General features: G+C 66.8%; 9 protein-coding genes, 1 tRNA gene, 1 other RNA gene and 2 riboswitches. Of the genes, 9 read left to right on the top strand and 2 right to left on the bottom strand.

Translation table 11 applies throughout. The features are described 5' to 3' along the window. The first annotated feature begins 122 nt into the window (after positions 1-122). The 3 genes from C996_RS0113005 (at position 123) to C996_RS14420 (ending at position 819) form a co-directional block, all read left to right on the top strand. On the top strand, positions 123-452 hold the full coding sequence (locus C996_RS0113005) for a DUF1820 family protein (protein ID WP_026279324.1): 330 nt from the start codon (positions 123-125) through the stop codon (positions 450-452). Between the two features lie 93 nt (positions 453-545). Further along, positions 546-636, top strand: a tRNA-Ser gene (locus C996_RS0113000). Between the two features lie 37 nt (positions 637-673). Next, positions 674-819, top strand: a non-coding RNA gene (locus C996_RS14420) — RtT sRNA. A 1,153-nt stretch (positions 820-1,972) separates the two neighbouring features. On the opposite strand, the gene nadC is transcribed toward C996_RS14420, so the two are convergent. After that, positions 1,973-2,881 carry a carboxylating nicotinate-nucleotide diphosphorylase gene (gene nadC, locus C996_RS0112995; RefSeq protein ID WP_018867865.1) on the bottom strand — a complete coding sequence of 303 codons (909 nt, stop codon included), beginning with the start codon at positions 2,879-2,881 and terminating at the stop codon, positions 1,973-1,975. Continuing rightward, positions 2,871-4,262 (bottom strand): sodium:alanine symporter family protein, encoded by a 1,392-nt coding sequence (locus tag C996_RS0112990; protein WP_018867864.1) that lies wholly within the window; start codon positions 4,260-4,262, stop codon positions 2,871-2,873. Before C996_RS0112990 ends, nadC begins: the two co-directional genes overlap by 11 nt. Before the next feature lie 181 nt (positions 4,263-4,443). On the opposite strand from C996_RS0112990, the gene C996_RS0112985 reads away from it, so the two are divergent. The 6 genes from C996_RS0112985 to gcvPB all read left to right on the top strand — a co-directional run bounded on the left by C996_RS0112985 (position 4,444) and on the right by gcvPB (position 11,236). Next, on the top strand, positions 4,444-5,364 hold the full coding sequence (locus tag C996_RS0112985) for a ZIP family metal transporter (protein ID WP_018867863.1): 921 nt from the start codon (positions 4,444-4,446) through the stop codon (positions 5,362-5,364). A gap of 327 nt (positions 5,365-5,691) precedes the next feature. Then, a riboswitch (glycine riboswitch) is annotated at positions 5,692-5,793 on the top strand. Position 5,794: 1 nt separating this feature from the next. Then, positions 5,795-5,906: riboswitch (glycine riboswitch) on the top strand. A 120-nt stretch (positions 5,907-6,026) separates the two neighbouring features. Next, positions 6,027-7,127, top strand: a complete 1,101-nt coding sequence (gene gcvT / locus C996_RS0112980; RefSeq protein ID WP_018867862.1) for a glycine cleavage system aminomethyltransferase GcvT — start codon at positions 6,027-6,029, stop codon at positions 7,125-7,127. Between the two features lie 73 nt (positions 7,128-7,200). After that, positions 7,201-7,593: a glycine cleavage system protein GcvH gene (gene gcvH, locus C996_RS0112975; protein ID WP_018867861.1), complete on the top strand. Its 393-nt coding sequence runs from the start codon at positions 7,201-7,203 to the stop codon at positions 7,591-7,593. A gap of 84 nt (positions 7,594-7,677) precedes the next feature. Then, a complete protein-coding gene (gene gcvPA / locus C996_RS0112970; RefSeq protein WP_018867860.1) occupies positions 7,678-9,030 on the top strand; it encodes an aminomethyl-transferring glycine dehydrogenase subunit GcvPA in 1,353 nt (450 codons plus the stop codon). A gap of 87 nt (positions 9,031-9,117) precedes the next feature. Next, a complete protein-coding gene (gene tpx / locus C996_RS0112965; protein WP_018867859.1) occupies positions 9,118-9,645 on the top strand; it encodes a thiol peroxidase in 528 nt (175 codons plus the stop codon). A gap of 82 nt (positions 9,646-9,727) precedes the next feature. Continuing rightward, positions 9,728-11,236, top strand: a complete 1,509-nt coding sequence (gene gcvPB / locus C996_RS0112960) for an aminomethyl-transferring glycine dehydrogenase subunit GcvPB (RefSeq protein WP_018867858.1) — start codon at positions 9,728-9,730, stop codon at positions 11,234-11,236. Positions 11,237-11,270 lie beyond the last annotated feature (34 nt).

The raw sequence follows: 11,270 nt of genomic DNA, 5'->3' as shown, positions 1-11,270 counted from the left end.
GCGCGGGAACGGCGTTGCGGTTCCCTTGTGCAGAATGACTGCACGGCAGTCACCGCGCCTTGTTCGCACGCAAAAGCGACTCGAGCGCGGACGTGCGATTCAATCAGCGTCTCCTTAAGATCATGGACAAGAACATACGTTACCGGATCAGCTTTCTGAACAATGGCAAAACCTACGAATTGTTCGCCCGTGATGTTTATCAGGATGAACTGTACGGGTTCGTGACCATCGAGGGTCTGCTGTTCGGGGAGCGCTCGCAGGTCGTGGTGGATCCCTCGGAGGAACGCCTGCGTACCGAGTTCGAGGGAGTGGAGCGCTTCCACGTGCCGATGCATGCCCTGATTCGCATCGACGAGGTCACCGCCGTGGGGACGCCGCGCATCCACGACGCGGGCGCGGTGGGTGGAAACGTGCATGCCTTCCCGGGGTTGCCAGGCAAGGGTGGGTCCTGATCCGCAAGCGTTTTCCACCGGCCCTCCATTGCGCTGCTGCCGCGCCTGGTTTAGGATTCCGCGCTCTGTAGCCGTCCAGCGGTTGCGGAAAATGGAGAGGTGGCCGAGCGGTCGAAGGCGCACGCCTGGAAAGTGTGTATACGGTAACCCCGTATCGAGGGTTCGAATCCCTCCCTCTCCGCCAGATTCGAGCAAAGGGGCCTGCGTGGCCCCTTTTGCATGTTTGGCCCCGGAGGTGCCGGGATTCGAACCCGAGGAACAAGAACGCTGGTTCGACGGGTGACGCGGAGCGGCACCCGAGCGTCGCCGCAGGCGACGACCCGGAGGGCGAGGCACAACGTGCCGAGTAATCCCTCCCTCTCCGCCAGATTCGAGCAAAGGGGCCTGCGTGGCCCCTTTTGCATGTTTGGCCCCGGAGGTGCCGGGATTCGAACCCTCGATTGATAGACACGATGGTTCGACCGGTGGCGCGTAGCGACGCCGGAACGCCGAAGCGCAGCGGAGGCGGCCCGCAGGGCGGCGACTCCGTCGCCGTAATCCCTCCCTCTCCGCCAGATTCAAGCAAAGGGGCCCGCGTGGCCCCTTTTGCATGTCTGGCATCAGCGCTCGGCATTCGGCTAATGAATGCGGTGGTTCGGCTGGTCCTGGTTCGTCCTCCGGTGTTTACGTGCCTTCGGCCGGCCGCCTGCCATGCGCTGACTCGCCAGCGCGCCCCGAGGTCCTTTCTTGCTTGCCCAAGAAAGGACCCAAAGAAGGGCACCCGGATTCCGCCCGGGAACCTTGCTCCAGGGCCCTCGGGCCGGCGGCGCTGAACTCGCTACGCTGCGCTTCGCTCAGACATCCAGCGCCCCGAATTTATAGAAAACGGGCCGGCCCGAGAACCCTTCCGCAAGGGACTCCATACGGGAGGGGAAGGTCAAAACAGAAGGCATCCCAACGCCACGACACGACAACGGCCCTGCCGCCTGAACCCCCCGGCGCCCGCACCGCGGGCGCGGCACGCTATGGCCGAAGGCCGAGCGTGCCCAAGATGTGCGAAGACCTAGCCTTCATCCACTGGCAAGACCGTCGGGACAGCCGTTGTCTTGACCTTGAGCCCCCCGTTGTCGTCGCGCCGAGCGGAGAGGGTTTTCGCGGGACGATTCAAAATAGAAACGGGGGCGCTGGATGTCTGAGCGGAGCCGCAGGCGCAGCGAGTTCAGCGCCGCCCGCGAAAAGCCTCGGAGCGAGGGAAACCCCGGCCCGCACAGCGGGCCGGGGTCGCGGCAGTCGGGCGTGTTTCTTGGGTACTTCTTTGCACGAGCAAAGAAGTACCTCGCGGCGCGCTGGCGAGTCAGCGCCTGGCAGGCGGCGGACCGGAGGCACCGTAAACACAGGATGCCGAACCAGGCCCAGCCAACAATCGGCAGTATGCGGACCGAAGGCGCTGTAAACCCCAGAGGCCGAGCCAGGACCAGCCTCAACAAGGCAGGCGGCCGACCGAAGCCTTCCCGAACGAAGGCCGGTTGCGGGTCGAGCGGTTAATCGAGGCGCAGGGAGTAGTCGATCGCGTGGAGGTGCTTGGTCAGCGCACCCACGGAGATGTAGTCCACGCCGGTCGCCGCGATGGCCGCCAGGCTGTCGGGCGTGACCCCGCCGGAGGCCTCGGAGATCGCGCGGCCGCAGATGCGCCGCACCGCAGTGGCCAGGTCGTCCAGCGACAACTCGTCGAGCATGATGACGTCGGCACCGGCGGCCAGGGCCTGGTCCACCTCGTCGAGGGTCTCGGTCTCCACCTCGACCCAGCGTCCGGCACCCAGGGTGCGGGCGCGCTCGACCGCGGCGGCGATGGAGCCGCAGGCGGCGATGTGGTTTTCCTTGATGAGCACCGCATCCCACAGCGCCAGCCGGTGGTTGTAGCCGCCGCCGCAGCGCACCGCGTACTTCTGCCCATGCCGCAGCCCCGGAAGGGTCTTGCGGGTGTCCAGGACGCGGCTCTCGGTGCCTTCCAGGCGCGCGACCCAGCGCGCGGTCTCGCTGGCGGTTCCGGAGAGGGTCTGCAGCAGGTTCAGGGCCGCGCGTTCGGCGGCCAGGACGGCCCGGGCCGGCCCCTCGAGCGTCGCGATCACCCGGGGTTGGCCGTCCACGGCCACCCGGGCGCCCTCGGGTACCTGCCAGTCGATGCGGGTCTCCGGCGCGAGGCTGGTGAATACGCGCTCGAACCACGCCTGTCCGCAGACGATCGCGGGCTCCTTGAGCAGCAGCGTGGCGCGCGCGACGCGTTCGGCCGGGACCAGGGCGGCGGTCAGGTCGCCGTCCAGACCGTTGGGGCCCAGGTCTTCCGCGAGGGCGGCCTCGACCTCGCGCACCAGCATGGCGGCATCGGGCCGCGCCGGGCCCTGGGCGAACGGGTCGCTGGGGCCGCCTGCGACCGGGGCCTTATCCGTCATGACGATCCGGGATCGGGCGGTGGGCTACGTAGTCGTTGCGCAGCTTCTTCACCAGGCCACCCAGGAGGATGAGCGCGATCAGGTTAGGTGCGGCCATGGCGATGTTGGCGATATCGGAGAAGTTCCAGACCACGCCCAGCGGGATGGTGGCCCCGATCACGATCAGGATGACGAACACGATGCGGTAGGGCATGACCGCGCTCTCGCCGAACAGGAAGTAGGCCGAGCGGTCGCCGTAGTAGGACCAGGCGATCATGGTGGAGAAGGCAAAAAGCATCAGGCTGATCCCTACCACCATGGCGCCGAACGGGCCCAGGGTGGAGCTGAAGGCGGTGGCGGTCAGGGAGGCACCCACGACGTCGTCGGCGCGGTCAATGTAGGCCCCGGTAACCACGATGGCCAGACCGGTCAGGGTGCAGACCACGATGGTATCGATAAACGGCTCGAGCATGGCCACCGAGCCCTCGCGCGGCGGATCGCCGTTCTTGGCCGCGGCATGCGCCATGGCCGAGGAGCCCAGGCCCGCCTCGTTGGAGAACATGCCGCGCGCGACGCCGTACTGGATGGCGAGGCCGATCGCGCCGCCGCCGGCGGCCCACGGATTGAGCGCAAGGTTCAGGATGGTGGCGACCGCGGCCGGGACGGCATCGATGTTGGCGACGATCACCACGAAGGCACCCAGCATGTAGATCACGGCCATGAACGGGACGATGGTCGAGGCGATCATGGCGATGCGCTTGACGCCCCCGATGATCACCAGCGCCACCAGTACGGCCATGGTCAGGCCGATGATCAGGGCCATCCAGCCCATAATGTCGTCGTCGGCGCGCAGGTCCGGCACGATGAACGTCAGGCCGTCGACCACGGAGTTGGCCTGCACCATGTTGCCGATGCCGAACGAGGCGATCAGGGTGAAGGCGGCGAACAGGATCGCCAGCTTCTTCATCTTCAGGCCGTTGAGGAGCGTGAACATCGGGCCGCCGGCGATGCTGCCGTCCGGGGCGATCTCGCGGTAGCGCACCGCCAGGGTGGTCTCCGCGAACTTGGTCGCCATGCCGAAGAAGGCGGTGACCCACATCCAGAACAACGCCCCGGGGCCGCCCAGAGCGATGGCCGTGGCTACGCCGGCGATGTTCCCGGTCCCGATGGTCCCGGACAGCGCGGTGGAGAGCGCCTGGAACGGCGAGATCTGTCCGGTGCCGCCGGCCCGACCGTCCGACCCGCGCAGGGCGCGCCAGCCCTCGCGGAAGGCCACGACCTGAACCAGACCCAGGCGGATGGTGAGATAGAGCCCCGTGCCCAGCAGCAGGATCAGGGTAATCGGGTTGCCCCAGAGAAGGCCGGCGGTGTCGCCGAGGAACTGGTCGATGGTGTCGAGCATCGGTGGGTCCTTGTAATCCGGGTGGGACGGCCGCAGTGCTGGCCGAAAACTCTACCGCGCACGGCCGTCGTTTACGATAGGTTGAGCGCACCGCGGCCATAGCCTGTGCCTGTGAAACCCGCAGGCGGCCCGGGAATCCATGGTAGAAACACCACGCCGTCAGGACGTTCAAGGATCGAGCATGAGCAAATCAAACGAGCCCGTTGTCGAATACGATCACGGCAAACCGGTCCCCCGGGTCTTCCTGATCGGGTCGCTGATCGCGCTGGCGGCCTTCATCTGGCTGGTCAGTCTGGTCTGGCCTGCGCTGGAAGAGCGGCTCGTCGGCCTGAGTACGCTGCAGATCGGCCTGCTGGCGAGCTTCGTGGCCGGGCTGATGACAGCGGTGGGCGCGCTTCCGATCTTCTTCCTGCGCCGGATCAGCCAGTCGGTGGAGGACGCGATGATGGGCTTCGGCGCCGGAGTGATGCTCTCCGCCACGGCCTTCGAGCTGGTTCTGCCGTCGGTGGAACAGGCCGAGCTGCAGTATGGCGGCGTGGGTATGGCGATTGTCGTGCTGGCGGTGGGCATGGCGCTCGGGGGCGGCGCGCTGCTCGCCTTGCACAAGTGTGTGCCGCATGAACACTTCCACATCGGCCCGCAAAGCGGGGCAGACCCCGCCAAGATCCGCCGTGTCTGGTTGTTTATCTTTGCCATCGCCCTGCACAACCTGCCCGAGGGATTGGCCGTCGGCGTAGGTTTCGGGGGCGATGACGTCCGTGACGGGATCGCGCTGGCCATCGCGATCGGTCTGCAGAACATGCCGGAGGGGCTGGTGGTGGCGATCGCCTTGCTGTCGCTGGGCTATAGCAAGTGGGCCGCATTCGGGGTGACCCTGCTGACCGGGCTGGTGCAGCCGGTCGGTGGTCTGATCGGGGCCGGCGCCATCACGCTGATGGAGTTCCTGTTGCCCTGGGGGCTCGCCTTCGCGGCCGGGGCGATGCTGTTCGTCATCAGTCACGAGATCATCCCCGAGTCGCACCGCAAGGGGCACGAGGCGCAGGCGACGGTCGGCGTGCTGGTCGGTTTCGTCGTCCTGCTGGCGATCGACCTGGCGCTGTAGGGCGCCACGCACATGCACCGTCATTCCGAGGAACCCCAGACGACGCGGCACAAAAACGCGCTGCGCGCTGAACGGCCGCAGGGCGGCCCGAAAGGCGGGCGCAGCGAGTAACCTTCGAAAGCTGGCCGCGCGACAGCATCCGGTGGTTTCGTAAGGAGGTTGCTTCGTCGCTGCGCTCCTCGCAATGACGGTGCCCCGGTTGCGCGAAGGGGGCGCGGGTCGAGCGGTTGCTCCGGGCCGGAAAGTCGCCGCCGGGCGTCCGGGCTTTCGCGCCGGAGATATTTTGGTCTACAATTAGTTTCGTCTGCGGGTGCCCGACAATGCCCGCACACCGTTCTGGAAGAGATCTGCGATCGCGAGTCGATTGGCAGACGCCGAAGGCGCAACATCCGCCCGGAATCGCTCAGGCTACAGGACCGGAACGGTGCAGGAGACACACTCTGGAGAGCGGCCGGAAACGGCCCACCGAAGGGGGCGGTCACGCAGTCCGGAAATGGATTGACGCGACGCAAACTCTCAGGTTTCAGGACAGAGGGGCGGCTGGCAGATAATCCCTGCTGGCCGCCCCTTTTTTTATGCCCGGCGCACGGCGACCGGGCCTCGCGGTTCCACCGGCGGCTGCCGGCGAATCGACCACGAAACGGACGCAAGGCGAGAATCAGATGACGACGTTGAAGACAACTCCGCTCCATGCCGCGCATCAGCGCGCAGGGGCCAAGCTGGTCGATTTCGCCGGCTGGGAGATGCCGCTGCACTACGGCTCCCAGATGGAGGAGCACAAGCACGTGCGCCAATCCGCAGGGATGTTCGACGTCTCGCACATGCAGGTCGTGGATATCCATGGCCCGCAGGCGCAGGCCTTCCTGCGCTACCTGCTGGCGAACGACGTGGCCAAGCTGAAGACCGAGGGCCGCGCGCTGTACAGCTGCATGCTGAACGAGGCCGGAGGGGTGATCGATGACCTGATCATCTACTGGACCGGGGGCGCCAGTTACCGCGCGGTGGTCAATGCCGCTACCGCCGAGGGCGATATCGCCCACATGCAGAAGGTCGCGAAGGATTTCGACGTGAACGTCGAGCCGCGCCCGGAGTTCGCGCTGATCGCGATCCAGGGCCCGCAGGCGGTGGAGAAGACCCTGCCGCTGCTGCCGGATGAGCTGCGTAGTGCCGGGGATCTCAAGCCGTTCTCCGCGGTCTGGAATGACACTTGGTTCGTCGCCCGCACGGGCTACACCGGCGAGGACGGTTTCGAGGTGATGCTGCCGGCCGAGGCCGCCGACGGTTTCTGGGAGAAGCTGAAGGCCGCCGGCGTGCATCCCATCGGTCTCGGCGCGCGCGACACCCTGCGCCTGGAGGCCGGCATGAATCTCTACGGCACGGATATGGATGACCAGACCAATCCGCTGACCGCGAACCTTGGCTGGACCATCGCGCTTAAGGATGCCGAACGCGATTTCATCGGCCGTGCGCCGATCGAGCGGTCGAAGGCCGAGGGCGTGCCGGAACGCATGGTCGGGTTGGTACTGGACGGGCGCGGGGTGCTGCGCGGCGGCACCCGCATCGAGACCGAGGCCGGCGACGGCGTGGTCACCTCCGGCAGCTTTTCGCCCAGCCTCGGGGTGTCAGTCGCCTTCGCGCGGATCCCGGCCGGGGTCGAGGCCGAGGAGCTGCACGCGGACATTCGCGGCCGCAAGCTGCCGGTGCGCGTGGTGAAGCCGGTGTTCGTCCGCAATGGCGAGCCGCAGATCGAACTGAATCGCTAACGAATTATTGCCTCATGCCGCGTGTGCCGGACTACACTGCGCAGGCGGGATCCAAACGAAAAAGGAAGACGTCATGAGCGAAGCACCGAAGGACCTGAAGTACACCAAGAGCCACGAGTGGGTGCGCAGCGAGGCCGATGGCAGCGTGACCGTGGGCATCACCGATCACGCGCAGGAACTGCTGGGCGATCTGGTGTTCGTCGAGGCCCCGGAAGCGGGCAGCAGCATCGAGGCGGGTTCGGCCTGTGCCACAGTGGAATCGGTCAAGGCCGCCTCGGATATCTATGCGCCGATCTCCGGCGAGGTGACCGAGGTGAACGAGGACCTGGCGGACAGCCCCGAGAAGGTCAACGAGTCCCCCTTCGAGGACGGCTGGCTGTTCAAGGTGAAGCCCTCCGATGCCGGTGAGCTGGACGCCCTGATGGACGCGGATGCCTATGCCGCGCACGTCGAGGCCGAATCCTGAGCGTAGCTGTGCATCATCGGTCCCGGCCGCGTCCGGCCGGGACCCAACCGAAGTTCGCCGCAATCGGCGAAAGCGAGACCTGACATGCCGTTTATCCCGCATACCGAAGAAGACATCCGCGCCATGCTCGACCGCATCGGTGCCGAATCCGTCGAGGACCTGTTCGACGAGATCCCCGCCGATCTGCGTTCGCCGCCGCTTACGGGGATCCCCGAGGGCGAGAACGAGATGGGGATCACCCGCCTGATGCAGGAGCGGGCGGCGAAGGACGGCATGCCATCGAATTTCATCGGGGCCGGTGCCTACGAGCACCATATCCCGGCCGCCGTGTGGCAGATCGCCACCCGTGGCGAGTTCTACAGCGCCTACACGCCGTACCAGGCCGAGGCCAGTCAGGGCACGCTGCAGCTGATCTACGAATACCAGACCATGATCAGCCGCCTGACCGGGATGGAGGTCTCCAACGCCTCCCTCTATGACGGCGCCTCCGCCCTGGCCGAGGCCGTGCTGATGGCGGTGCGCGTGAACCGCCGCTCCAAGGCCAAGCGCGTGCTGCTGCCGGGCGCCCTGCACCCGGACTACCGCAAGGTGGTCAGGACGCTGATCGGCAACCAGGGCATCGAGCTGGTGGAGCTGCCGTTCGACGAGACCACCGGCCAGACCCCGGTGGACGCCCTGGCGCCGTATGCCGACGAGGACGTCACCGCCATGGTGATCAGCCAGCCGAATTTCTTCGGCATCCTCGAGGACGTGGACGCCCTGACCGGCTGGGCCGAGGAGCGCGGCATCCCGGTGATCGCCGTGGTGAACCCGGTCTCGCTGGCGCTGCTGAAGCCGCCGGGCGAGTGGGGCACCAACGGCGTCGATATCGTGGTCGGCGAGGGCCAGCCACTGGGGGCGCCGCTGTCCTCCGGCGGGCCGTACTTCGGCTTCATGACCACCCTGAAGAAGCACATCCGGCAGATGCCGGGGCGGATCGTCGGCCGCGCCGAGGATGCCGACGGCAAGCCCGGCTTCGTGCTGACCCTGCAGGCGCGCGAGCAGCATATCCGCCGCTCCAAGGCGACCTCGAACATCTGCACCAACCAGGGCCTGGTGGTGACGGCCGCGACCATCCACATGTCCATGCTGGGTGACGAGGGTCTGACCCGCGTGGCCGAGGCCTGCTATGCCAACACCCACGCACTGGTGGAAAAGCTGGCGGCCAAGGGCATCAAGCCGCGCTTTACCGGCGAATACTTCCACGAAGTCGCGCTGGACTTCGGCGGCAATGCCGCCAGCCGCGTGCAGACCATGGCCGACGCCGGCGTGCTCGCGGGCTTCGAGCTGGGCCGCGACTACGCGCAGCTGGATGGCTGCGTGCTGGCCTGCGCCACCGAGACCAAGACCGAATCCGACCTCGAGCAGTACGTGACCACCTGGGAGCAGGCCGCCTGAGGCGGTCCGCACCAGGGGAAACACTGATCAGTGTTTCCCCAGGGTCAACGACACCACGCGCCATACACACAACGCCGGGAGGCAACCATGGCCGAAATCAAGCTGCAAGGTAACCCGATCAACACCAACGGCGACCTGCCGCATGTGGGCTCGCCGGCCCCGGACTTCAAGCTGACCAACAAGGATCTGCAGGATGTCTCGCTGGCGGACTTCGGCGACAAGCGCAAGCTGATCTCCATCGTGCCCAGCCTGGACACGCCGGTCTGCGCCGATTCCACCAAGAAGTTCAACGAGATGGTGGCCAGCCGTCCGGATCTCGAGATCCTGATCGTCTCCGCCGACCTGCCGTTCGCGATGAGCCGCTTCTGCGCCGCCGAGAACCTCGAGCGCGTGACCGTCCTGTCGATGATGCGCGATCGCAATTTCGCCAAGGACTACGGCGTGCTGATCCAGGACGGCCCGCTGGCCGGGATCACCGCCCGCGGCGTGGTCGTGCTGGATACCGACAATCTGGTGATGCACGCCGAGCTGGTCTCCGAGATCGGCGACGAGCCGGACTACGACGCCGCGTTCGCGGCCCTGGATGACCGGGCCAACCTGAGCCCGACCCAGTAACCGGCGCGGAGAACCACTGCGCCGCCGGCGGCCGGGCCCGTGCCCGGTCGCCGTCACCCGAATATGCAAGCGAGAAACCGCTATGAGCACCACAGACGCCCATCTCATCTTCGAACGTTCCCGCGCCGGTCGCTCGGCCGTGGCCCAGGCGCCGCGCGAGCATGCCGCGACCCGCATCCCCGCGAATCTGCAGCGCAAGTCCGCGCCGGGTCTGCCGGCCGCCTCGGAACTGGACGTGGTGCGGCATTACACGCGGTTGTCGCAGAAGAACTTCTCCATCGACACCGAGTTCTACCCGCTGGGCTCGTGCACGATGAAGTACAACCCGCGTGCCTGTAACAGCCTGGCCATGCTGCCCGGATTCCTGAACCGGCATCCGCATGCCCCGGCCAGCCACAGCCAGGGCTTCCTGCAGACCATGTTCGAGCTGCAGGAGATGCTGAAGGAAGTGACCGGCATGAAGGCCGTGTCGCTGGCGCCGATGGCGGGTGCCCAGGGCGAGTACACCGGCGTGGCCATGATCCGCGCCTACCACGACGCCCGCGGCGATACCGAGCGCCGCGAGATCATTGTCCCGGACGCCGCGCACGGCACCAACCCGGCCACCGCGATCATGTGCGGCTACGAGGTGCGCGAGATCCCCACCGACGAGACCGGCGACGTGAATATCGAGGCCCTGAAGGCCGCGGTGGGCCCGCAGACGGCCGGGATCATGCTGACCAATCCGTCCACCGTGGGCGTGTTCGAGCGGCGGATCTCCGAGATCGCGAAGATCGTCCATGACGCCGGCGGCCTGCTGTACTACGACGGCGCGAACCTGAACGCGATCCTTGGCAAGGTGCGCCCGGGGGACATGGGCTTCGACGTGATCCACATGAACCTGCACAAGACCTTCTCCACGCCGCATGGCGGGGGTGGTCCGGGTTCCGGTGCCGTGGGCGTCTCCGAGCGCCTGCTGCCGTTCATGCCGATCCCGCACGTGATCGAAGCGGAGCAGGGCGGTTACCGTTTTGCCGAGGAGTCCGACCGCCCGCAGAGCATCGGCCGCCTGTCCGCGTTTGCCGGTAATGCCGGCGTGCTGCTGCGCGCCTATGTGTACATGCGCATGCTGGGCCGCGAGGGCATGGTGCGGGTCTCCGAGTTTTCTACCCTGAACGCCAACTACCTGGCCCGGGAACTGGCCGCGGCCGGTTTCGATCTGGCCTATCCCAAGCGCCGCGCCACCCACGAGTTCATCGTCACGCTGAAGAAGCAGGCGAAGGAACGCGGCCTGACCGCGGGCGACGTCGCCAAGCGCCTGCTGGACCACGGTTACCACGCGCCGACGACGTACTTCCCGCTGCTGGTGCCGGAGTGCCTGCTGGTGGAGCCGACCGAGACCGAATCGAAGGAGACGCTGGACGGCTTCGTCGAGGCGATGGCCTGCATCCTGGCCGAGTCGGAGAACGATATGGAGACCATCAAGGCCGCCCCGCACACGCTGCCCAATAGGCGCTTCAACGAGGTGGCCGCAGCCAAGGCACTGGATGTGGTGTTCCAGGCCGCCGACGAGGGAGACGACCGCGCGCCCCGCACCGGTACCCACGGCTAGACCGAGCCCGGTCACTGCCCCGGGGCGCCCGTGC

The organism is Thioalkalivibrio sp. ALE25, from assembly GCF_000377285.1.
In the GTDB taxonomy this organism is placed as follows: domain Bacteria; phylum Pseudomonadota; class Gammaproteobacteria; order Ectothiorhodospirales; family Ectothiorhodospiraceae; genus Thioalkalivibrio.
This window is presented reverse-complemented; position numbering and strand designations above follow the sequence as displayed.